Here is a 21,446-nt window from a genome sequence, read left to right as displayed (position 1 = left end):
GAAAGGCGGTGCCGGGTGCCATCTCGAGCATGGCCATCAAGAACTGATCGGCGGTGCGGTCACCGGCAAGAGCGTGTCGCAACTCGCCGCTGGTCTGCCGCCGGTGATCGACCCCGCGCCTCTCTGGGCGGATAGGTTCTGATTATTCAGCGCCTGCTCTACCAGTAGGCTTCCGTCCTGCATGAGGGAACGACGTGACCGCGACCACAGACACACACGCCGTTGAGTCGATCGATCCGCAACGCGCCTACGCCGTTCTGATCTGCGATCTGATCGGCTTGCGCTTCGATGCTGACGGAAAACCCGACCCTTCGGAGGTGCGTGCCCATATCGAAGCCAAGGGCGGCCGCTTTCATGCGACCGGACTTGGCGACAAGACCGCTCTCGAACGTGGGCGCGTTCATTTTTTCTACCAGCCGGATCTCAGCACCCGCGAAGAGCTGATCGAAGCCGCCGGCGACGGACGCTATGACGCCGTCATTGCCGCCGCCACCTTCCTGCCGGCCGAGACCGTCTTTCCGCTCGCCGGCGTGCGCATCGGCGCCGGCACCGGCAATATGGGCTCGCGCTCATGGGGCGGCGGCAGCGGCGAGGGCGGCACCGCCGTGCTGATGAACACGCCAGGCATCAACAGCCGCGCCACGGCGCAGATGGTGATGAAGGCGATCTTGAAAGTGCTGCCGGATCTCCCGGTCGGCATGCTTCACGACCGTGTGGCGCGGGGCGCCTTCGACACGGGCAGGGAGCTGCGCGATTTCCCCACCGAAAAGCTCGAAGGCAAGACGGTCGCGATTGTCGGCTACGGCAATATCGGCAGGGAGGTGGCCAAGCTTGCCCGCGCCTTCGGCATGCGCGTGTTGATCCATGCGCGGCCTCGGCATCAGGACTGGATAGAAGCCGAGGGATTTGCCTATGCGGCGGACCTGGCCGACGCGGCTGCGGGCGCCCATGTGCTCAGCGTTCATGTCGGCCTGGGCAAGCAGGATGCGCAGACCGGCCACTATGCCAATGCCGGGCTTATCGGCGGGGACATTTTGTCTCGCATGAAAAGCGGCGCGGTGCTGGTCAACTACGATCGCGGCGAGCTTGTCGACATCGAGGCGCTTGATGAAGCTTTGAGTACAGGCCGGCTGCGCCATGCCGCCATCGATGCCGACCTGTTCAGGGATGCCTCGACCGGCAGCTTGTCCGGTCCGATGCTGCCTTATCTCGGCCTGGTCGGGAAGCATGGCGCCAGGCTCGAGCTTCTGCCGCATGCGGCGGCCGACACGGACCATCCTTCACGCGTCGCCGGCGCCAAGCAGGCCGTCGACCAGATATTCGATGTCCTCTGCCGCAAGACGGTGGTGAACGCAAAAGGCACCGTGCCGCCAGGCTATCTTTCGTTTGGAGCGACCACGCCTCCAGGCATCGGACCGGTGACTGCGGATCATCTTTTGAAATTGACCTCCAACGACTGCGCTGAATTGGCGGATGTCTGTGATCGGCAGAGCCGGTTGTGGAGGATCTTGGCTGACACGCCGCAGTCCGAGCGCGGTAAGATTGTCGCCGAACAGGGTGAGGCGCTTGTCAGGCTGATCGACCGCTTCTGCCTTCTGGCCGAGAACCTCAATCTCAGGGGACCTTTCCAGCGATAAGCCGGAACTCTCAGTCCCGGGGACCGGCCACCATACGGGCGACCAGCGTCATGTCGGCGCTCATCTCACGATCGTCGTCGAGCGGGCTGACGAGCGCACGGACGGCGGCAAAGGTGCGCTGCGGTCCTTTGCCCATGCCGGACCAGGATTTTTGCGATTACGCTGATCGTTCCGCGACAGCGTCGGGCACCACCACCAGCTTGCCGACAAAATCCTTTGCGACGAAATCGCCTTGCGCGTGGTGGAAATCGGAGAGCTTGTAGACGCCGCCGACTAAGGGTCGGATCTTGCCCTCCTCGATGTAGCGTACGATGCGGCGGAAATCGGCGCGCGTGCCCTGGCTCGAGCCGTGCAGTTGCAGCTGCTTGAGATACATGGTCCTGAGGTCGAGCTGGACGACCGGGCCTGCAATCGCGCCGGCAGTGGTGTAGCGGCCCTCGGGCCGCAGGATGCGCAAAAGGTCGTTGAAGATCGCGCCGCCGACGAGATCGGCGACCACGTCGATCGGCTGGCCGCCGGTCGCTTCGGTCACGGCTTGCGGCAGGTCCGCGACGCCGCGGGTGATGACGGCCTCGGCGCCGATGTCGAGCACCGCCTGTTCCTTGCCCTTGCCGACGACGGCATAGGGAATGGCGCCACGCGCCCGCGCCAGCTGCACGATGCCGGAACCGACGCCGCCCGAGGCGCCGGTGACCAGCACGCGCTCGCCAGCCTTCAGGCCAGCGCGCTCCAGCATCTGTTCGCCGGTAAGGTAGGCGCAGCAGAAGGTCGCGAGTTCGATATCGCTCAAGTCGGTGTCGACGACATGCGCGTTGTCGGCCGGCACAGCCTGATACTCGGCATAACCGCCGTCGCGGCCATGGCCCATATAGTCGATGTCGGCGAGTGAATCGTCCTCACGGTTGTAGATGGAGAAATCGACCATCACCCGTTCGCCGATACGATCGGGAGAAACGCCTTCGCCGACGGCAACGATGGTGCCGACAGTGTCGGTTCCCTGGATGCGCGGGAAGGTCAGCGTATTGCCCTGCCTTCGCCAGGTCGACACCGCGCCCGCATCCTCCTCGGTGCCATAGGCGCCCTGACGCACCCAGACATCGGTGTTGTTCATCCCGCAAGCGCTGACCCTTATGAGCACTTCACCTGAAGCGGGGGCAGGCACTTTGACATCGGTTCGGTAGACGAGCTTTTCCGGTCCGCCGTGCCCGGTGAGCAGCACGGCGGCCATGGTGGCGGGGAGGGTTTGGGTGATGGCATTCATCGGTCGGTCTCAGAGATTGGCAAATACGCTGTTTACGGCATCGGCGGTCTTGACCACCACGATGTCGGCTTCCTCGCGGGTCAGGCATAGCGGCGGCGCGAAGCCGAGGATGTCGCCCTGCGGCATGGCGCGGCCGATGACGCCGCTTGCGGCAAGGGCCGTGGCAATCTGCGGCCCGATCTTGAGCGAAGCATCGAAGAAGACACGATCGTCGCGATCCCTGACGAATTCCACTGCCGCCAGCATGCCGTCGCCGCGCACCTCGCCGACATGTTTGTGACCGCCGACGGCCTTGGCCAGTTCGGCACGGAAATAAGCGCCGGTCTCGCCGGCATTCCGCACCAGGTCCATCTCATCGATCAGTTCGAGATTGGCGACGCCGGCGGCGACGCAGATCGGATGCGCCGAATAGGTCCAGCCATGGCCGAGCGAACCGAGCTTGTCGGAGCCCTGCACCAGCACCTGCCACATCTTGTCGGCGACGATGACGCCCGACAGCGGCGCGTAGGCGGAGGTCAGACCCTTGGCGATGGTGATCAGGTCGGGCTTGATGCCGTAATGGTCGGAGCCGAACATCGTGCCCAGTCGGCCGAAGCCCGTCACCACTTCGTCGGCGACCAGCAGCACATCATACTTCTTCAGCACCGCCTGGATCTTTTCCCAGTAGCCGGCGGGTGGCGGCACGATGCCGCCAGTACCGAGGATCGGCTCGCCGATGAAGGCGGCGACGGTTTCAGGCCCTTCGGCGAGGATCATCTCCTCGAGCTTGTCGGCGCAATGCTGCGAGAACTGCTCTTCGCTCATCGAGCGGTCGGCGCGGCGGAAGTAGTAGGGCGCCTCAGTGTGCAGGATCGGCGCGCGCGGCAGGTCGAAGGCGTTGTGGAACAGGTCGAGCCCGGTCAGCGAGCCCGTCATCACGCCCGAGCCGTGATAGCCGCGCCAGCGCGAGATGATCTTCTTCTTCTCCGGGCGTCCCAGCACATTATTGTAGTACCAGATCAGCTTGATGTTGGTTTCGTTGGCATCCGAACCCGAGAGGCCGAAATAGACCCTCGACATGTCCTTCGGCGCGCGGTCGATGATCATCTTGGCCAGCGTGATCGAGGCCTCGGTGCCGTGCCCGACATAGGCGTGATAGTAGGCGAGGTTTTTTGCCTGGGTCGCGATGGCATCTGATATCTTCTGGCGGCCATAGCCGACATTGACGCAATAGAGACCGGCGAAGGCGTCGATGCTCTTCCTGCCATTGTTGTCCCAGACGGTGACGCCTTCGCCACCAGCCATGATCCTTGTCGGCGATTCACCGCGCGCGTGCGTGCCCATATGGGTCGAGGGATGGAAGAAATGGTCGCGATCCCAGGCGGCGAGTTCGTTGGACTGGTCGAGCATTTTTTTTACTCCTTCAAAATTCCGGTGTGGCCTACGCTACGTCGAGGCATAGATATTTGAGATCAGTGAAGGCCTCCAGGCCATGGCGCGAGCCCTCGCGGCCGATACCGGACTGCTTGACGCCGCCGAACGGGATCGGCGCGCCGGTAATCTTCACACGGTTGATGGCGACCATGCCATAGTCGAGCGCGCGGCCCATGCGCTGCTGGCGCGCGCCGTTCTCGGTCACGACATAGGCGACCAGGCCGTATTCGGTCGCGTTGGCACGGGCGATGACTTCGCCCTCGTCGTCGAAGGGGGTGACGGCCGCGACTGGGCCAAAGGTCTCCTCGCGCATGATCAGTGCGTCGTCGGCGACATCGGCCAGCAGTGTCGGTTGGTAGAAGAGCGGCCCGGCCTGATGCCGCTTGCCGCCGGCAAGGCAGCGCGCGCCAAGGGCTACGGCGTCTGCGACCTGTTCTTCGACCTTCTTGACGGCGCGCTCATGCATCAGCGGCCCGATGTCGATATCGTCGGCGAGGCCGTTGCCGGCCCGCAACGCCTCGACGCGTCTGGCGAAAGCGGCGCAGAAGCGGTCGTAGAGCGGACGCTGGACATAGATGCGGTTGGCGGCGAGGCAATCCTGGCCCGAGGTGGCGAATTTGGCGTCGATGGCGATGGTCACCGCTTTGTCGATATCGGCATCGGCAAAGACGATCAGCGGCGCGTGGCCGCCGAGTTCCATGACCAGCCGCTTCATCGTCGGCGCGCTTTGCGCGGCGATCAGCCGGCCAATCTCGGTCGAGCCGGTGAAACTCATGGCGCGTACGCGCGGATCTTCGCACATGCGTCCGACGATCGTCGCGGCCTTGCCGGTAACGATGTTGAATACGCCGGCGGGCAGTCCGGCGCGTTCGCCAAGTTCGGCCAGCGCCAGCGCCGACAGCGGCGTCTCCGAGGAGGGATGCGCAACGATGGTACAGCCGGCGGCAAGCGCGGCGGCCGCTTTGCGCGTCAACATGGCCGATGGAAAATTCCACGGCGTGACGACACCGACAACGCCGAGCGGCTCACGCCGCACCATCATTTCCGCGTTTGGCAGGTGGCTGGTGACGCTCTCGGCGTTGAGACGCTTCGCTTCCTCCGCATACCATTCGATGAAGGAGGCGGCGTAGCCGATCTCGCCGAGCGACTCCTTCAACGGCTTGCCCTGTTCCAGCGTCATCAGCAGGGCCAGGTCGTCTTTCGCTGCTATAATCAGCTCGAACCATTTTCGCAGGATTTTCGAGCGCTCCTGCGGCAACAGCGCCCGCCACGCCGGAAAGGCGCGCGCAGCGGCGTCGATGGCTTTTATCGTCTGCCGGCTGTCGAGTGCTGCGACGAAGGCGACGGTGGTGCCGGTCGCCGGATCGGTGACCTCGAAACTCTCGGCCGCCTCGCTCGCCGTCCAATGGCCGTCGATATAGGCAAGCTCGCGCAGCAATCGGCGGTCGGCGAGCCGGTCGAGCGCTTCGTGGCGATGCGAGCGGGCAAAATGCGCGGACATGGTCGAAGCCTCCCGGTTCGGTTTGATGTGGGGAGACTATCCATCACTGGCAGACAGAGAGGCTGTTTGGATGCCTGGCCGCAGAGAGAATCTCTCTATTGCGCCGAGGGGACAGCCCATTTCTCCGGCGCTATGTCGATGCCGGCAACAGGTCGGCTATCGGCAGCGCGACATCGTCTTTAACCGTCTTGATGACGATGTAGGTGAAGTAGCGGTCGATCCCGATCTCGCGATCGAGCAAGCCGTCGACGAGCCGCTGATAGGCGTCGATGTCGCGCGCCATCACCTTCAGTACATAGTCGACGCCGCCACCCACCGACCAGCAGGCGACGATCTCGGGGATGTCGCGGATGACGCGCTCGAAGCGGTCGAAATCGGCCTGGCGGTGGCTGGCCAGCGTCACCTCCATCAGCACGGTGGCGACAGGCGCCACGACACGCATGGCGATCCGGGCGTGATAACCCGAGACGATGCCGGCTTTTTCCAGCTTGCGCAGCCGCATCCAGCACGGTGTCGGCGACAGCCCGACCTGCTCGGCCAGCGCCAGCTTGGTGATGCGTCCGTCACGCTGGATGGCGTCCAGGATTTTGAGGTCGATCGGGTCGAGTTTCGCAGCAGTCATCAGCGCTCACTTTTTCGTCGATCGTACCATGACGGCGCATTATTTCGATTGTCAATTGCACTGATTTCGATCTCTAATAAGTCATGACATTGTGGCACCCCGATCCCACGCTCATCCGGCGGCCAGCCTATCAATCGTTGGCCGATCAGTTCGCGCGCGCCATCCATGACGGGCGACTTGCGAATGGCGCGCGGCTGCCGACGCATCGCAGGCTGGCGGACGATCTGAAGCTCTCGGTGCAGACGGTCAGCCGTGCCTACGAGGAACTGATCCGGCGCGGCCTGATTTCGGGCGAGATCGGCCGTGGCAGCTTCGTCCAGACGCAGCGCCGCGAGCCGGAGCCGCCTTATCTGCCCGAGCGCCTGGGCGAAGTCATCGATCTGTCGATTCTGAAGCCGGTCTGCGAGCCGATGCACCTGGAGCGGATGAAGCAGGCACTGGGCTGGCTCGCCGAAAACCTGCCGTCGAGTTCGGCTCTGTCGTTCCGGCCAAACATGGTGTTTCCGCGCCACCGTGCCGTGGCGGTCGAGTGGCTGAAACTGTGCGGCCTCGATGCGTCCCCGCAGAACATCAGCCTGACAAATGGCGCCACCGCCGGCATGACGGTGGCGCTGATGAGCGTGGCGCCGCCGGGTTCCACCGTTGCCACCGAGGCGATCGGCCATCACACGCTGGTGCCGCTCGCCCGTTATCTCGGCTTCAACCTCGAAGGCCTGCCGATCGACGGCAACGGCCTGGTTCCGGAAGCGCTGGACGAGGCCTGCCGGCTGTCCGACATCCGTGCGGTGTTCGTCCAGCCTTCCGTCATAAACCCCACGGCAACGCTTATGGATGCGGCGCGCCGCGAGCAGATCGCGGCGGTGGCGCGCAAGCACGACATCGCCATTATCGAGAACGATGTGCTGGGACCGCTGGTCGAGCATCGACCGCCGCCGGTCGCCGCTTTCGCGCCGGAGCGGACGCTCTACGTCACCTCCTTCACCAAGATCACCGTGCCCGGCCTGCGCATCGGTTATCTCGCCGCGCCCGATCGTTACGTCGCGGCCGTTGCCAACCGGCATCTCGTCTCGAACTGGATGGCGACACCAATGGTTGCGGAGATCGCCACCAAATGGGTGGCCGACGGCACCGCGATGGAACTGGTGGGCTGGCAACGGGTGGCGCTGCGGCGGCGGCAGGACATCGCGGCAGAGGTGCTGGCCGGCGTCGACTACCGTGCCCATCGCGACGGACTGCATATCTGGCTGCCACTGCCGGCCGACCGTTCCGAGGAGAGCTTTGTCGCCCAGGCCCGGCTGCAGGGTGTGGCCATTGCGCCGGGCACCTCCTTCCGCATTTCGGATGCGCCCTGGCATCCGGCGGTGCGCATCTCGCTGGGTTCGACCACCGAGGGGGAACTGCGCGCCGGTCTCGGCGTTGTCACCAAGCTCTTGCTTGGCGATCCGGAGCATTTGCTGCTCGCAATCTGAGCATGGCGTCCAAAAGTGTCAGGTGGTTCCGGGGCGAGGGCATGCCCAAAAGGCCGGCTGTGATTGACTGGAAAATGTGCGCAATCAGAATAATTGTCATGATATTATTTTCCCAATTGACATGATTTGGCACGTTCCGCATCGTTAAGGGCACCAGGCTTCTCCAGCACGGGAAATTCATTTGTCCGCATCCGCACCCATCATCAAGGTCGACAGCATCTCGAAGAGCTTTGGCAGCTTCAAGGTTCTGGACGGCCTCTCGATGCAGGTCATGCCGCGCGAGAAGCTGGCGCTGATCGGCCCCTCCGGCTCAGGCAAGACGACGATCCTGCGCATCCTGATGACGCTGGAGCGCATCGACGGCGGTCATATCCAGATCGACGGCGAGCAGCTTTACCATATGGAGCGCAACGGTCAGCTGCTGCCGGCCGATGAGCGCCATCTGGCGCGGATGCGCCAGAAGACCGGCATGGTCTTCCAGCTGTTCAACCTGTTTCCCCACAAGAGCGTCATCGACAATGTGACGCTGGCGCCGATGCTGACCAAGGGCACGCCGCGCGCCGCTGCCGAGAAGCGGGCCATGGAACTGCTCGAGATGGTCGGCATGGCCGACAAGGCGAAGGCGATGCCGGCCCAATTGTCCGGCGGCCAGAAGCAGCGCGTGGCGATCGCCCGCGCGCTCGCCTTGCAGCCAAAGATCATGCTGTTCGACGAGGTGACGTCGGCGCTCGACCCGGAGCTGGTCGAGGAAGTGCTCAACGTCTTGTGGCGGCTCTGCGCCGAGACCGACATGACCATGCTGCTGGTCACGCACGAGATGGGTTTCGCCCACGATTTCGCCGACCGGGTGCTGTTCTTCGATCGCGGCCGAATAGTCGAGGAAGGCAAGCCCGACGAGATTTTCCGCAATCCCAAACAGGAACGCACGCAAGGGTTCCTGAAGAAGATCATCGCGGCCGGACACCGTGTCTGACCGCATGTCAAAGGCGGCTAAGCCGTCCTGAAGTCACGCAAACCAAGACAAGAACAAGGAGTTGGGAACATGAAGAAACTTGGCATTCTGGCCGGCGTCGCGGGCCTTGCAATTACGGCGGTGCTTGCGACGTCGAGCATCGGCTCGGCCGCGGACAAGAAGCTCGAACAACTCAAGGCGCAAGGGTTCGCACGCGTCGCCATCGCCAACGAGCCGCCCTATACGGCGGTCGCCGCCGACGGCAAGGTGTCTGGTGCCGCGCCTGACGTGGCGCGCGAAATCTTCAAGCGACTCGGAGTGGCCGATATCGTCGCCTCGATCTCTGAGTATGGCGCGATGATCCCCGGCCTGCAGGCTGGCCGCTTCGACGTCGTCACCGCCGGCCTGTTCATGAAGCCGGAGCGCTGCGCGGCGGTCGCCTATTCGGAACCGGTGCTGTGCGACGCCGAGGCGATGCTGGTAAAGAAAGGCAATCCGAAGGGCTTCAAGAGCTACGAGGATGTCGCCAAGGACACGTCCGCCACCATCGGCGCGCCGGGCGGCGGCACCGAGGAGAAGCTGGCGCTCAACGCCGGCGTGCCGCGTGAGCGCGTCATCGTCGTGCCGGACGGCCAGAGCGGCCTGAAGATGGTGCAGGACGGCCGCATCGATGCCTATTCGCTGCCCGTGCTGTCGATCAATGATTTGATGAAGAAGGCCGCCGATCCGAACCTCGAAGTCATCGCCCCGGTGCAGGGCGCGCCGGTCTATTGCGACGGCGCTGCCTTCAAGAAAGGCGACGAGGCTCTGCGTGATGCCTATGATGTCGAACTGGCCAAGATGAAGAAGTCGGGTGAGTTCGCCAAGATCATCGAGCCCTATGGCTTCTCGGCGGCGGCGGCGATGTCCACCACGCGCGAAAAACTCTGCGCGGCGAAGTAGCCGTTCTTTTTGCCTTCTCCCCGTTCACGGGGAGAAGGTGGCCCGAAGGGCCGGATGAGGGGCGGCGCCCGGTTTGCCGGGCTAGCGCTGCCCCTCTTCTGCCTGCCGGCATCTTTTCCCCGTAAATGGGGAGAAGGACCCCAGTACTACAAACGTTGGAAACTCAATGACCCAGTGGTCCGGCTATTTCGGCCTGATATTGCAGGGAGCGCTTGTCACCATCGAGCTGACGCTGATGGGGTCCGTGCTGGCCCTGATCATGGCCTTTCTCGCCGGCTTGGGGCGCCTGTCGCGCTTCTTCGCGCTGCGGGCCTTGGCGACGGCCTATATCGAATTCTTCCGCGGCACATCGATCTTCGTGCAGCTGTTCTTCGCTTATTTCGTGTTGCCCCTGCTGGGTCTCGAACTGACTCCGCTGCAGGCCGGCGTATTGGCGCTGGGCTTGAATGTCGGAGCCTATGCCGCCGAGGTGGTGCGCGGCGCCGTGCAATCGATCGGCCGCGAACAGCATGAGGCCTGCATCGCGCTCAATCTGGGCCGCTGGCAAGGGATGCGCCACGTCATCCTGCCACAGGCGTTTCTGGTGATGCTGCCGACCTTCGGCAACAATGCCATCGAGCTGCTCAAGGCGACATCGGTCGTCTCGCTGATCTCGCTCGCCGACCTCACTTTCCAGGCACAGGTGGTGCGCTCCCAGACCGGCAACACCATGGTGCCGTTCACCACCATCCTCGTCATCTATTTCATCCTGGCGCTGCTCATCTCGTGGGGTGTGCGCTCGCTGGAACGCCGCATGGCGCGCGGCCTCGACGGAGTACGCGTCTGATGGCCGGGGCATTCCTGATGAATTGGGCCCGCTGATGGATTGGGATTGGGATTTTGTCCGGCAGATCCTGCCGACGCTGATCCAGGGGGTAAAGATCACCATCCTGGCGACGCTGCTCGGCTCGGTGCTGGCGGCGATCGTCGGGTTGGGGATCGCGCTGGCGCGCCGCTCGCCCAACAAGGCGGTGTCGCGCACCGTCGGCTGGGTGGCCGAATTCATCCGCGGCACACCGCTCCTGGTGCAGCTCTATTTCATCTTCTATGTGCTCCCCGACATCGGCATCCTGCTGCCGCCGCTGGTCGCCGGCGTCATCGGGCTCGGCCTGCATTACGGCACCTATACGGCGGAAGTTTACCGTGCCGGCATCGACAATGTACCGCGTGGCCAATGGGAAGCCGCCAAGGCCTGCAATCTCAGCGCCCGGCAGACCTGGACGCACATCATCATCCCGCAGGCCATTCCGCCGATGATCCCGGCATTGGCCAACTACTTCATCGCCATGTTCAAGGAGACGCCGCTGCTCTCGGCGATCACGGTGCTTGAATTGATGAACCAGGCAAAAAGCGTCGCCAACACTTATTATCGCTACCTCGAGCCGATCACGCTGGTCGGTGCCTTCTTCCTCGCCATCAGCCTGATTTCGGTCGTACTGTTGCGCTGGCTGGAACGCCGCTACGGCAGGATCGAGAGGTAACGCATGAAGCCCTTGCCCGAGATCAAAGTGGCATCCAACCGTCCAGCGCTCGATGACCGCCCGCTGAGGCGGCGTGTCGGCCTGATCATCCTGGCCACCGACCATACGACCGAGCCGGATTTTCGCCGCATGGTGGCGAGCGAACGGATCGGCGTCTACGTCGCGCGCATTCCCTATGCCAATCCGACGACGCCTGAGAATCTGCGCAAGATGCAGCCGGCGCTGACGGCGGGCGCGGCCTTGATCCTGCCCGATGAGCCGCTCGACGCCATCTGCTATTCCTGCACGTCGGCCTCGGTGGTGATTGGCGATGGAGAGGTCGAGGCTGCGATCCAGGCCGCCAAGCCAGGCGTGCCCGTCGTCACGCCAACAATGGCCGGCGTGCGCGGGCTGAACGCGTTTGGCGTGCGCAGGATCAGCATCCTCACGCCCTATACGGCCGAAACCTCCAGGCCGATGGCGACCTATTTCGCCGAACGCGGCTTCGAAATCCTAAGCTTCACTTGTCTCGGCTTCGAGGACGACCGTGAGATGGCGCGCATCGCCCCGGCGACGCTTGTCGATCTCGCGCGCGAGGCAATGCATCCTGAGGCCGATGCGCTGTTCGTGTCGTGCACGGCACTGCGCGGCGCGCTTGCGGTCTCCGGCATGGAGCAGGCGATAGGCCGCCCAGTGGTGACCAGCAACCAGGCGACGGCCTGGAATTGTCTGCGCCTTTGCAGTGATGAGACAGCTTATCCCGAATTCGGCCGTCTGATGACGCTGCCCTTGCCGCGCGACTGACGATCATGGCGACAGTAACCCTTGGCGATATCCGTGCCGCCCGCGAGCGAATTGCCGGCAAGATCGAGCGCACATCGATCGTGCTTTCGGCGAATCTCTCCGAACGGCTGGGCGTCCCGGTTCATCTCAAGCTTGAGCACCGCCAGACCACCGGCAGCTTCAAGCTGCGCGGCGCTTCGAATGCCGTCGCTTCGCTTGATGCCGAGGAGAAGGCGCGCGGCGTCGTTGCGGCATCGACCGGCAATCATGGCCGTGCGCTCGCCCACGCGGCGAAGCTGGAGGGCATGCGTGCAGTGATCTGCATGTCTCGACTGGTGCCCAAGAATAAGCTGGACGAAATCCGCCGCCTAGGCGCGGAAATCCGTATTGTCGGCAACAGCCAGGACGATGCCCAGCAGGAGGTCGAGCGGCTGGTGGCGGAGGAGGGGCTTGTCATGCTGCCGCCCTTCGACCATCCGGCCATCATTGCCGGCCAGGGCACGCTCGGACTGGAGGTGATGGAGCAGGTCCCGGATGCCGCTCTCGTCCTGGTGCAGCTCTCCGGTGGCGGACTGGCCTCCGGTGTTGCTGCCGCAATCAAAGGCATTAACTCCGGCACAAAAATAATCGGCGTGTCGATGGCACGTGGCGCCGCGATGAAGGCCAGCCTCGATGCGGGCCGCCCTGTCTTGGCCGAGGAACTGCCGACGCTGGCGGATTCGCTCGGCGGCGGCATCGGCCTCGACAACCGGCTGACCTTCGCCATGTGCCGCGACCTGCTCGACGATGTCATCCTGCTCAGTGAGGACGAAATCGCCGCCGGCATTCGCCATGCCTATGAACAGGAACGCGAGATCGTCGAAGGAGCAGGTGCGGTAGGCATCGCGGCGCTGCTCGCCGGCAAGGTCAAGGTGCAGGGGCCGGTGGTGGTTCTGCTTTCCGGCCGCAACATCGACATGGAACTGCACAGGAAGGTCGTCTGCGGGGAGATACCATCGATTTCGGAGCGCGCCGCATGAGCAGAATGACCATCCTCACCGAAGCTGAACTGCGCACAATCGTGACGCTCGATCTCGATGCCGTCGCCTGTGTCGAAAATGCCTTCCGCGCGCTTGCCACGCTGCCGGTGGCGATGCCGCCGATCCTGCGGCTCGATATTCCGCAGCATCGCGGCGAGGTTGATGTGAAGACCGCCTATGTGCCTGGTATCGATGGCTTCGCCATCAAGATCAGTCCCGGCTTCTTCGACAATCCCAAGCTCGGCCTGCCCAGCGTGAACGGCATGATGGTGCTTTTGTCGTCGAAGACAGGGTTGGTCGAGGCCTTGCTGCTCGACAACGGTTATCTGACCGACGTTCGCACTGCCGCGGCCGGCGCCGTCGCGGCCAAACACTTGTCGCGACCGGACTCATCCGTCGCCGCGATCTTCGGTGCCGGCGTCCAGGCAGGGCTGCAGCTGGAAGCCCTGATGCTGGTGCGGCCGATCACGCAGGCGCGCATCTGGGCGCGCGATGCCGCCAAGGCGGAGACTGCCGCGGCCGCCTTGCGCGAAAAGCTCGGCATCGACGTGCGCGCCGAACCCGAAGCGGCCAACGCTGTTGCCGGCGCCGACATCATCGTCACCACCACGCCGTCGACCGAACCACTGATCAAGGCAGGGTTTGTCTCGGCCGGCCAGCACATCACCGCCATGGGGTCCGACGCCGAGCACAAGAACGAGATCGCGCCGGCGATCCTGCGCATGGCCGATCTTTATGTCGCCGACAGCGCGAAGCAGACGCGGCGCCTGGGCGAACTGCACCATGCCATTGCGGCGGGCGTGATGCCGGCCGAGACGGATGTGACCGAGCTCGGCCAGATCATCGCCGGCGCGAAGCACGGCCGGCGCTCGACCAGCGACATCACCATCGCCGACCTTACCGGCACCGGCGTGCAGGATACGGCGATCGCCACGCTCGCCCGCGACCGCGCGCTGGCCGCGAAAGCCGGAACGATTTTTGAAAGCTGATGCCGGCCGCAGGAGCATGATCCGGAACAATGGCAACCGGTTTTCCCGGCAGATCATGCTGCGACAAAAAGAACTAGCTGGAGCCCGATTCAACGGAGTTGAAACAGCTCCAGCCCTAACAAACGAGGACCAACAAAATGCAGCCGAACTTGAGATTCTCGCGGAGCGAATATGGGGAACGCCTCGCCAAGACGCGGAAAGCCATGGAGGCGAAGGGCGTCGATCTCCTTGTTATCAGCGATCCCTCCAACATGGCCTGGCTGACCGGCTATGATGGTTGGTCGTTTTACGTCCATCAGGCGGTCATCGTGCCGCCGTCGGGCGAGCCGGTCTGGTACGGCCGTGGCCAGGACGCCAACGGCGCCAAGCGCACCGCCTATCTCGCTCACGACAACATCGTCGGCTACGCCGACCATTATGTGCAATCGACCGAGCGCCATCCGATGGATTTCCTGTCCAGCGTGCTGACCGATCGCGGCTGGGGCAAGCTCACCATCGGCGTCGAGATGGACAATTACTGGTTCTCCGCCGCCGCCTTCGCCTCTTTGCAGAAGCATCTGCCCAACGCTCGCTTCGTCGATGCCACCGCGCTGGTCAACTGGCAGCGCGCGGTGAAGAGCCCGACCGAGATCGACTATATGCGCAAGGCCGCCCGCATCGTCGAGGCGATGCACCAGCGCATCTTCGACAAGATCGAAGTCGGCATGCGCAAATGCGATCTGGTCGCTGAGATCTATGATGCCGGCACGCGCGGCGTCGACGGCATCGGCGGCGATTATCCCGCGATCGTTCCGCTGCTGCCGTCAGGCGCGGACGCCTCGGCACCACATCTGACCTGGGACGACAAGCCGATGAAGCGGGGCGAGGGCACGTTCTTCGAGATCGCCGGCTGCTACAACAGGTACCATTGCCCGCTGTCGCGCACCGTCTTCCTCGGCAAGCCGACGCAGGAATTCCTCGATGCCGAGAAAGCGACACTGGAAGGCATGGAAGCAGGCCTTGCCGCCGCAAAGCCGGGTAATGCCTGCGAGGACATCGCCAATGCCTTTTTCGCCGTGCTGAAGAAATACGGTATCGTCAAGGACAACCGCACCGGCTATTCGATCGGTATTTCCTATCCGCCGGACTGGGGCGAACGCACGATGAGCCTGCGCCCCGGCGATCGCACCGAGCTCAAGCCCGGCATGACTTTCCATTTCATGACCGGTTTGTGGCTGGAGACGATGGGGCTGGAGATTACCGAGTCCATCCTGATCACCGAAACCGGTGTGGAGTGCCTGGCCAATGTGCCGCGCAAGCTGGTGGTGAAGGATTGAGCCCGATGTCCAGTCTTCGCCCGTCGCCGATCGCACCGACCGTCGATTTCGATCGCGACGGCGTCCAGCATGGTTTCCTGCGCCTCCCCTATAGCCGCGACGACTCGGCCTGGGGCTCGGTGATGATCCCGATCTGCGTCATCCGCAACGGCAAGGGGCCGGCGGCGCTGCTGACCGGCGGCAATCATGGCGACGAGTATGAAGGGCCGCTGGCGCTCTACGAACTCGCCCGCACGCTCGATCCCAGCCAGGTCGGCGGCACGGTGATTATCGTGCCGGCGATGAACTATCCGGCTTTTCGGGCCGGCACGCGCACCTCGCCGATCGACAAGGGCAACATGAACCGCAGCTTTCCCGGCCGGCCCGACGGCACGGTGACGCAGAAGATCGCCGATTATTTCCAGCGCGAGTTGCTGCCCCGCGCCGACATCGTCTTCGACTTTCATTCTGGCGGCAAAACGTTGGATTTCGTGCCGTTCTGCGCCGCCCATACTTTGCCCGACAAGGCGCTGGAGAAGAAAGCCTTTGCCGCGGTGGCGGCATTCTCGGCGCCGTTCTCGATGCGCATGACCGAGATCGATGCGATCGGCATGTATGACACGGCGGCCGAAGTGATGGGCAAGGTCTTCGTCACCACCGAGCTCGGCGGCGGCGGCACATCGCGAGCCGAGACGGTGCGGATCGCCGGGCGCGGCATCCTCAACGTGCTGCGTCATGCCGGCATCGTCGCCGGGGCGGTCGAGACGGGCAAAACCCAGTGGCTGGACATGCCGTCGGGAGATTGCTTCTGCTTCGCCGAGGACGACGGCATGATCGAAACCATGGTCGATCTTGGCGAGCCCGTCGAAGAAGGCGCGGTGCTCGCCCGCATTCATTCTACCGGCCGCACCGGCGTTGCGCCGCAGGAAATCCGGGCGAAAATGTCGGGCATGCTGACAGCGCGGCATTTCCCTGGCCTGGTCAAGGCCGGCGACTGCGCCGCGGTGGTCGCCGTGCAGGTCGATTGACCGACGTGATTTCTCCGCCCGGACCATGCCGGGCGGACCCAGCCATCCATAGCCCCGGTGTCACTCCTCCGCTGGAAACCAAACCGCTCTCGTACACGGGGATACTTATATCCCCGCAGGTTTTCCACTAGGCTGGCCATCGCGTGGCACGGGAGCATCGATTGCGCGGATTTATGGAAGGCCTGATCGAGAGGCCGCAGACGGTGGCCGAACAGGTCGCCAACGTTTTGCGCGAGGCCATAGCCAGCGGATCGTTGAAGGCCGGCGCCACGCTGCGTCAGGATGAACTGGCCGAGCAGTTCGGCTTCAGCCGCATGCCCATCCGGGACGCGCTTCGCCAATTGGAGGCAGAAGGCATTGTTTCCATTCATCCCACGAAGGGGGCGCATGTCGCGGGGATGGACGGCGCCGAGATCACCGAAATCTACGCGGTCCGCGAATTGCTGGAATGCGAGGCGCTCCGGCTGTCCGTTCCGGTCCTGCCCGGAGCCAAGCTTGAAGAAGCCGAGCAGGTGCTCGATCAGATCGACGCGGGGCGCAATGTCGGCCGCTGGGGCGCCCTGAACAGGGTCTTTCATCTCTCGCTCTACAATGCCTGCGGCAACCGTCGTTTGCTTGACCTGATCGACGCGCATCACAACGCGGCCGACCGCTATGTCCGTATCCTGCTGTCGAACCTCGACTATCGCACCCACTCGCAGACGGAGCATCGCGATCTGCTGGCCGCTTGCCGTCAGCGCGACGGCAAGAAGGCCGTGAGCGTTCTGAGACAGCATATGCGTGAAGGCAGCGAGACGCTCGTCAATGCGATAGACGGCGGCGGGCTATCGCGAAAATCCTAGACCGAGGGCAGAGCCGTCCGCGATCAATGTCGTAGCGGTTGCCTGCGGACCGGTTCGCTGCTGTTCGGACTGGAGTGCATCACCGCGCGCGCCACCGGTGCGTAGGATTACGCCGAGTTTCAGCCCTGCGCCGGCTTGCGCTCGACGATGTAGATATGGTCGGCCGCCAGCACCACTTCATCGCGCTGGTTGATCACCTCGCAGCGTTCGATCACCCGTCCTGAAGCCGGTCGCTTGGGGTCGTCCTCCTTGGCCGCGATGGTGGTGCGCGTGCGGATCGTGTCGCCGATGAACACCGGCTTGATGAAGCGCAGCCGGTCGTAGCCATAGGAAAAGGCGACAGGGTTGATCACGTTCGCCGTCAGCCCGATCCCGACCGAGAACACCAGCGTGCCATGCGCGATGCGCTGGCCGAACGGCGTCGTCTTCATGAACTCGGCGTCCATGTGGTGCGGGAAGAAATCGCCGGTGTGGCCGGCATGGACGATGAAGTCGGTCTCGGTGATCGTGCGGCCGCTGGTCAGCCGCATCGAGCCGATCTCGTAGTCCTCGAAATACTGGATCTGTTCCATCAGGGTCTTTCCGCGATCGGCGTCGCTGGCGCCGCACTCGAACGATAGGCGGCTTCCACCAGAGCCATGGTGTTCCAGGCGTCCTCGACCGGGCTGATCAGCTCATCGTCTTCGCCTGCGGCAAAGCGCTGGACATTGGCCATGCGCCCGACGAAGGCATCGGGAAACCATTCGCCGGCCAAAGGCACGGCAATCCAATCGGCCCCGCCTTTCGGATAGATCTCCAGAATGTCCGGTTCGCCTCTGGGATAGTCGAGATTGAGACCGAGCTTGAGGTAGGCGGCACCCTCGGTGCCGCAGATGCGGAACTCGCAGGCCTGATGCCGGCGCCCGAACTTGTGGTCGTGGTTGATCGACAGCGCGCAGCGCACCGTGTCGCCATAGTCGAGGATGGCGCTGGTGCGCGTCTGCGCCACCTTGTGGTTGGGATGGCCAAGCGTCTTGGCGTGCACCCCCTTGGGATCGCCGAGCAGTTGCCGGATCAGGTCGAGATAGTGGATCGAATGCATGGCGATCTCGACGCGCGGCGCCTTGAGCAGGAATTCCCACAACTGCCACGGCGTCGCCAGCGCCAGCCAGGCGTCGAAATCGACGACCTCGCCGAGCCAGCCCTTGGCGATGGCGTCCTTCAGCGCCAGCATCATCGGCGCGAAGCGCAACTGGAAATTCACGGCCGCCTTGAGGCTCTTGGCGCGGCAAATCTCGAGGATTTCGGTTGCCTCGCCGAGATAGTTGCCCATCGGCTTCTGGATCAGTGCGACCGCTCCGTCGGGCAGAGCCTTCAGGATCTCGGCATGCCGCCCCGGTGGCGTTGCCAGATCGAAGATCGCATCCTTGACCCCAGCGGCTTCTTCCGCCGAGCGGAACGCCGTCACGCCCCATTTGTCGGCCAGGGCCTGCGCCTTGGCCTGATCCGGATCATAGAGACCCGCGATCGAAAATCCCGCCTTCCGGTAGGCCGGAAAATGCGCGTCGTCGACGATCGAGCCGGCGCCGAAGGTGATGATCGGCCGGGTTTTCGAGGGTTTTGGCCAGGACTGGACGAGCGCGGCAGGGTCGAAACCCCTAGTCATGATGGAAGACCTCGTCCATCGAAGCCCACCACTCGCCATCCTTGCGGGTCGGCAAGGGCTCCTGACAGGGTATGCAGACAGCCCACCATTCCTGCGTCTTCGGGTCGGCCGCCATCTTGGCCATGTCGGCCGCGTAGTCGGTGCCGTGATATTCGAAATACGAAAACAGCAGATTCTCCGGCCGCTTCAGGTAGATCGAATAGTTCTTGATGTTGCAGGCCGAGATCATGGTCAGCACGTCGGGCCAGACGGCGGCGTGAAGGCGGACATACTCCTCGACCTTCTCCGGCTTCAGCCCCAGAACCATTCCCATCCGCTGCATGTTCATTCCCCTATTTCGTGATCGCCGTGGTGAATTCGGCGATGCTCATGGCCTTGATCGCGTCCCAGTCCCAATCGATGCCGATACCGGGCTCGTCGGGCGCCAGCGCCTGCCCATCCTCGATGCGCATATGCCTGCCGGTCAACTGGTCGAGTTGCGGAATGTACTCGACATACCTGCCGTTCTGAACAGCGCAGGTCAGGCTGACATGCAATTCCATCAGGAAATGCGGGCAGACCGGAATGTCGAAGGCCTCGGCCGCATGGGCGATCTTGAGCCAGGGTGTGATGCCGCCGATGCGGCCGACATCAACCTGCACGATCGAGCAAGCGCCTTTCTGCATATATTCGCGGAAGTGGCGCATGGAATAGAGCGACTCGCCGATGGCAATCGGCGTCGGCGTCGAGTTCGACAACCTGATATGCCCGTCTATGTCGTCGGCCGGCAGCGGCTCCTCGATCCAGGCGAGATCGAGTTCGCGCAACCTCGCCGCGCGCCGGATCGCCTCGTCGACCGAGAAACCCTGGTTGGCGTCGGTCATGATCTCGTAACCATCGCCGACCGCCTTGCGCACCGCCGACAGGCGCTCAAGATCCTCGGACCCATGCGGCCTGCCGATCTTCACCTTCGAGCCGCGAAATCCCTTCGCCTTGGCGGCCAGCGCATCATCGACCAGCGCTTGGGTCTCGATGTGCAGCCAGCCGCCTTCGGTGGTGTAGAGCGGGCAGCGGTCCTTGGCGCCGCCGGCGAGCTTCCATAGCGGCAGGTTCTGTTTCTTCGCCCTGAGGTCCCAGAGCGCTGTGTCTATTGCCGCGATCGCGATGGCCGTGATGGCGCCGATCGTGGTCGCATGGGTGGCGAATTCGAGATCGTGCCAGATCGCCTCGATCATTTCGGGGTCGCGGCCGATCAGGCGCGGCACCAGGTGATCGGCCAACAGCCGCATCACCGACGAACCGCCGGTGCCGATCGTGTAGCTGTAACCGGTGCCGACCGCGCCGTCGGAATCGGTGATGGTCACAATTGGCGTTTCCTGGCTGACGAAACTCTGGATCGCGTCGGTGCGCTTGACCTTGGGCACAAGGTCGACCATCCGCAGTTCGATCTTTTCGATTCTTGCCATGTAGGTCAGCTCCGCAATGTCTTTCCGGTCTCGGTGGCAAACAGATGCGCCTGTGACAGGTCGAGGCTCATGGCGACGCGTTCGCCAGACCGCAACGGTCTCGGGTTCAGCATGCGCGAGACCCAGTCGCTGCCGTTGAACTCGACGAACACCAGTGTCTCGTTGCCGAGCGGCTCGGTCACCGTGATCGGCAGTTCGATCTGATGCACGTCGGCGGCCGCGCCGGAACTGATGCCGTGGCCGGTCGGATAGATATCGTCGGGCCGCAGCCCGAACACGACCTTGTCGCCGGCGGCGACATTGGCCTTGAACTGGCCGGGCAGGGGCAGCTTGGCACCACTGGCGAAAACCAGCTGGCCGTCGTCAATCGTCGCCTCGTTCAGATTCATCGGCGGCGAACCGATGAAGCCGGCGACGAAGCGTGTCGCCGGTCGGCGGAACACCTCGTCGGGCGTGCCGACCTGCTCGATATAGCCATCGCGCATGATGACGATGCGGTCGGCAAGCGTCATCGCCTCGACCTGGTCGTGGGTGACGTAGATCACCGTCGACTGCACCTTGGCGTGCAGCTTCTTGATCTCGGTGCGCATCTGCGTACGAAGCTTGGCGTCGAGATTGGAAAGCGGCTCGTCGAACAGGAAGACATCGGGGTCACGCACGATGGCACGGCCCATGGCGACACGCTGGCGCTGGCCACCGGAGAGTTGCGACGGGCGGCGGTCGAGCAGCGCATCGAGCCCGAGGATGGCTGAAGCTTCGGCGACGCGACGGTCCATATCGTCCTTGGCGGCACCCGCGATCTTGAGGGAGAAGCCGAGATTCTCGCGCACCGTCATGTGCGGATAAAGCGCGTAGGACTGGAACACCATGGAGATGTTGCGCGAGCGCGGCGGCAGGTCGTTGACGACGCGCCCGCCGATCTCGATCGAACCGGCGCTGATCTCTTCCAGCCCGGCGATCATGCGCAAAGTCGTCGATTTGCCGCAGCCTGACGGGCCGACCAGCGCGATGAATTCGCGGTCGGTGATATCGAGATCGATGCCGCGCACGATCTGGATATTGCCGTAGCGCTTGGTCAGCTTTTTGAGGGAAACCGTTGCCATG

At 63.7% G+C, this 21,446-nt stretch carries 22 protein-coding genes; 12 read left to right on the top strand and 10 right to left on the bottom strand.

Going from position 1 to position 21,446, the window contains the following annotated elements:
• Positions 1-194 precede the first annotated feature (194 nt).
• A complete protein-coding gene (locus FJW08_RS00460; RefSeq protein ID WP_140808021.1) occupies positions 195-1,637 on the top strand; it encodes an NAD(P)-dependent oxidoreductase in 1,443 nt (480 codons plus the stop codon).
• Between the two features lie 10 nt (positions 1,638-1,647).
• Here the strand turns inward: FJW08_RS00460 and FJW08_RS33215 are convergent, their stop codons facing one another.
• The 5 genes from FJW08_RS33215 to FJW08_RS00440 all read right to left on the bottom strand — a co-directional run bounded on the left by FJW08_RS33215 (position 1,648) and on the right by FJW08_RS00440 (position 6,434).
• On the bottom strand, positions 1,648-1,773 hold the full coding sequence (locus tag FJW08_RS33215; RefSeq protein ID WP_263488784.1) for a hypothetical protein: 126 nt from the start codon (positions 1,771-1,773) through the stop codon (positions 1,648-1,650).
• 21 nt (positions 1,774-1,794) lie between these two features.
• Positions 1,795-2,898, bottom strand: coding sequence for an alcohol dehydrogenase family protein (locus tag FJW08_RS00455; RefSeq protein WP_140808019.1), 1,104 nt, complete (start codon positions 2,896-2,898; stop codon positions 1,795-1,797).
• Between the two features lie 9 nt (positions 2,899-2,907).
• Positions 2,908-4,287, bottom strand: coding sequence for an aspartate aminotransferase family protein (locus tag FJW08_RS00450; RefSeq protein ID WP_140808017.1), 1,380 nt, complete (start codon positions 4,285-4,287; stop codon positions 2,908-2,910).
• Positions 4,288-4,318: 31 nt separating this feature from the next.
• A complete protein-coding gene (locus tag FJW08_RS00445; RefSeq protein ID WP_140808015.1) occupies positions 4,319-5,812 on the bottom strand; it encodes an NAD-dependent succinate-semialdehyde dehydrogenase in 1,494 nt (497 codons plus the stop codon).
• A 130-nt stretch (positions 5,813-5,942) separates the two neighbouring features.
• Entirely contained in the window at positions 5,943-6,434 is a 492-nt protein-coding gene (locus FJW08_RS00440) for an Lrp/AsnC family transcriptional regulator (RefSeq protein WP_140757785.1), read from the bottom strand.
• Between the two features lie 83 nt (positions 6,435-6,517).
• Here FJW08_RS00440 and FJW08_RS00435 point away from each other — a divergent pair, with 83 nt between their 5' ends.
• From FJW08_RS00435 to FJW08_RS00385, 11 genes are all read left to right on the top strand, one after another.
• Entirely contained in the window at positions 6,518-7,903 is a 1,386-nt protein-coding gene (locus tag FJW08_RS00435; RefSeq protein ID WP_140808013.1) for a PLP-dependent aminotransferase family protein, read from the top strand.
• Between the two features lie 181 nt (positions 7,904-8,084).
• Positions 8,085-8,876, top strand: a complete 792-nt coding sequence (gene ehuA / locus FJW08_RS00430) for an ectoine/hydroxyectoine ABC transporter ATP-binding protein EhuA (protein WP_027145205.1) — start codon at positions 8,085-8,087, stop codon at positions 8,874-8,876.
• Positions 8,877-8,945: 69 nt separating this feature from the next.
• On the top strand, positions 8,946-9,797 hold the full coding sequence (gene ehuB / locus FJW08_RS00425) for an ectoine/hydroxyectoine ABC transporter substrate-binding protein EhuB (RefSeq protein ID WP_140757783.1): 852 nt from the start codon (positions 8,946-8,948) through the stop codon (positions 9,795-9,797).
• Between the two features lie 166 nt (positions 9,798-9,963).
• Entirely contained in the window at positions 9,964-10,623 is a 660-nt protein-coding gene (gene ehuC / locus FJW08_RS00420; RefSeq protein ID WP_140757782.1) for an ectoine/hydroxyectoine ABC transporter permease subunit EhuC, read from the top strand.
• 34 nt (positions 10,624-10,657) lie between these two features.
• Positions 10,658-11,317, top strand: coding sequence for an ectoine/hydroxyectoine ABC transporter permease subunit EhuD (gene ehuD / locus FJW08_RS00415; protein ID WP_140808011.1), 660 nt, complete (start codon positions 10,658-10,660; stop codon positions 11,315-11,317).
• A gap of 3 nt (positions 11,318-11,320) precedes the next feature.
• Positions 11,321-12,100 (top strand): ectoine utilization protein EutA, encoded by a 780-nt coding sequence (eutA, locus tag FJW08_RS00410; RefSeq protein ID WP_140808009.1) that lies wholly within the window; start codon positions 11,321-11,323, stop codon positions 12,098-12,100.
• A 5-nt stretch (positions 12,101-12,105) separates the two neighbouring features.
• Complete coding sequence (gene eutB / locus FJW08_RS00405) at positions 12,106-13,098, top strand: hydroxyectoine utilization dehydratase EutB (protein ID WP_140808007.1); 993 nt, start codon at positions 12,106-12,108, stop codon at positions 13,096-13,098.
• Positions 13,095-14,087 carry an ectoine utilization protein EutC gene (gene eutC, locus FJW08_RS00400; RefSeq protein ID WP_140808005.1) on the top strand — a complete coding sequence of 331 codons (993 nt, stop codon included), beginning with the start codon at positions 13,095-13,097 and terminating at the stop codon, positions 14,085-14,087. Before eutB ends, eutC begins: the two co-directional genes overlap by 4 nt.
• 137 nt (positions 14,088-14,224) lie before the next feature.
• Positions 14,225-15,403 carry an ectoine hydrolase DoeA gene (gene doeA / locus FJW08_RS00395; RefSeq protein ID WP_140808003.1) on the top strand — a complete coding sequence of 393 codons (1,179 nt, stop codon included), beginning with the start codon at positions 14,225-14,227 and terminating at the stop codon, positions 15,401-15,403.
• A 5-nt stretch (positions 15,404-15,408) separates the two neighbouring features.
• A complete protein-coding gene (gene doeB / locus FJW08_RS00390) occupies positions 15,409-16,410 on the top strand; it encodes a N(2)-acetyl-L-2,4-diaminobutanoate deacetylase DoeB (RefSeq protein WP_140808001.1) in 1,002 nt (333 codons plus the stop codon).
• Positions 16,411-16,571: 161 nt separating this feature from the next.
• On the top strand, positions 16,572-17,252 hold the full coding sequence (locus tag FJW08_RS00385) for a GntR family transcriptional regulator (RefSeq protein ID WP_246682125.1): 681 nt from the start codon (positions 16,572-16,574) through the stop codon (positions 17,250-17,252).
• 119 nt (positions 17,253-17,371) lie between these two features.
• Here the strand turns inward: FJW08_RS00385 and FJW08_RS00380 are convergent, their stop codons facing one another.
• Genes FJW08_RS00380 through ugpC form a run of 5 tightly spaced genes read right to left on the bottom strand, consistent with a single transcriptional unit; the run spans position 17,372 to position 21,445 of the window.
• Complete coding sequence (locus FJW08_RS00380; RefSeq protein ID WP_181182809.1) at positions 17,372-17,827, bottom strand: MaoC/PaaZ C-terminal domain-containing protein; 456 nt, start codon at positions 17,825-17,827, stop codon at positions 17,372-17,374.
• Positions 17,824-18,897: a Gfo/Idh/MocA family oxidoreductase gene (locus FJW08_RS00375; RefSeq protein ID WP_140807997.1), complete on the bottom strand. Its 1,074-nt coding sequence runs from the start codon at positions 18,895-18,897 to the stop codon at positions 17,824-17,826. Before FJW08_RS00375 ends, FJW08_RS00380 begins: the two co-directional genes overlap by 4 nt.
• The gene (locus tag FJW08_RS00370; protein WP_140757815.1) at positions 18,890-19,219 is read right to left on the bottom strand and encodes an L-rhamnose mutarotase; all 330 of its coding nucleotides are present in this window, start codon (positions 19,217-19,219) and stop codon (positions 18,890-18,892) included. Before FJW08_RS00370 ends, FJW08_RS00375 begins: the two co-directional genes overlap by 8 nt.
• 10 nt (positions 19,220-19,229) lie before the next feature.
• Positions 19,230-20,342: a mandelate racemase/muconate lactonizing enzyme family protein gene (locus FJW08_RS00365; protein WP_140807995.1), complete on the bottom strand. Its 1,113-nt coding sequence runs from the start codon at positions 20,340-20,342 to the stop codon at positions 19,230-19,232.
• A gap of 5 nt (positions 20,343-20,347) precedes the next feature.
• On the bottom strand, positions 20,348-21,445 hold the full coding sequence (ugpC, locus tag FJW08_RS00360; protein ID WP_140807993.1) for a sn-glycerol-3-phosphate ABC transporter ATP-binding protein UgpC: 1,098 nt from the start codon (positions 21,443-21,445) through the stop codon (positions 20,348-20,350).
• Between the last annotated feature and the right edge of the window lies 1 nt (position 21,446).

The organism is Mesorhizobium sp. B3-2-1 (assembly GCF_006439515.1).
Lineage (GTDB): Bacteria > Pseudomonadota > Alphaproteobacteria > Rhizobiales > Rhizobiaceae > Mesorhizobium.
Note: the sequence above shows the minus strand (reverse complement) of the source record. Positions and strands in the feature narration are given on the sequence as shown.

Bases quoted from the DNA above. Each gene is read 5' to 3' on its own strand.
- doeA (WP_140808003.1), top strand. From the start codon at position 14,225: ATGCAGCCGAACTTGAGATTCTCGCGGAGCGAATATGGGGAACGCCTC.
- doeB (WP_140808001.1), top strand. From the start codon at position 15,409: ATGTCCAGTCTTCGCCCGTCGCCGATCGCACCGACCGTCGATTTCGAT.
- FJW08_RS33215 (WP_263488784.1), bottom strand. From the start codon at position 1,773: ATGGGCAAAGGACCGCAGCGCACCTTTGCCGCCGTCCGTGCGCTCGTC.
- ugpC (WP_140807993.1), bottom strand. From the start codon at position 21,445: ATGGCAACGGTTTCCCTCAAAAAGCTGACCAAGCGCTACGGCAATATC.
- FJW08_RS00365 (WP_140807995.1), bottom strand. From the start codon at position 20,342: ATGGCAAGAATCGAAAAGATCGAACTGCGGATGGTCGACCTTGTGCCC.
- FJW08_RS00440 (WP_140757785.1), bottom strand. From the start codon at position 6,434: ATGACTGCTGCGAAACTCGACCCGATCGACCTCAAAATCCTGGACGCC.
- eutB (WP_140808007.1), top strand. From the start codon at position 12,106: ATGGCGACAGTAACCCTTGGCGATATCCGTGCCGCCCGCGAGCGAATT.
- FJW08_RS00370 (WP_140757815.1), bottom strand. From the start codon at position 19,219: ATGCAGCGGATGGGAATGGTTCTGGGGCTGAAGCCGGAGAAGGTCGAG.
- FJW08_RS00455 (WP_140808019.1), bottom strand. From the start codon at position 2,898: ATGAATGCCATCACCCAAACCCTCCCCGCCACCATGGCCGCCGTGCTG.
- ehuB (WP_140757783.1), top strand. From the start codon at position 8,946: ATGAAGAAACTTGGCATTCTGGCCGGCGTCGCGGGCCTTGCAATTACG.
- FJW08_RS00435 (WP_140808013.1), top strand. From the start codon at position 6,518: ATGACATTGTGGCACCCCGATCCCACGCTCATCCGGCGGCCAGCCTAT.
- eutC (WP_140808005.1), top strand. From the start codon at position 13,095: ATGAGCAGAATGACCATCCTCACCGAAGCTGAACTGCGCACAATCGTG.
- ehuD (WP_140808011.1), top strand. From the start codon at position 10,658: ATGGATTGGGATTGGGATTTTGTCCGGCAGATCCTGCCGACGCTGATC.
- eutA (WP_140808009.1), top strand. From the start codon at position 11,321: ATGAAGCCCTTGCCCGAGATCAAAGTGGCATCCAACCGTCCAGCGCTC.
- FJW08_RS00450 (WP_140808017.1), bottom strand. From the start codon at position 4,287: ATGCTCGACCAGTCCAACGAACTCGCCGCCTGGGATCGCGACCATTTC.
- ehuC (WP_140757782.1), top strand. From the start codon at position 9,964: ATGACCCAGTGGTCCGGCTATTTCGGCCTGATATTGCAGGGAGCGCTT.
- FJW08_RS00375 (WP_140807997.1), bottom strand. From the start codon at position 18,897: ATGACTAGGGGTTTCGACCCTGCCGCGCTCGTCCAGTCCTGGCCAAAA.
- FJW08_RS00445 (WP_140808015.1), bottom strand. From the start codon at position 5,812: ATGTCCGCGCATTTTGCCCGCTCGCATCGCCACGAAGCGCTCGACCGG.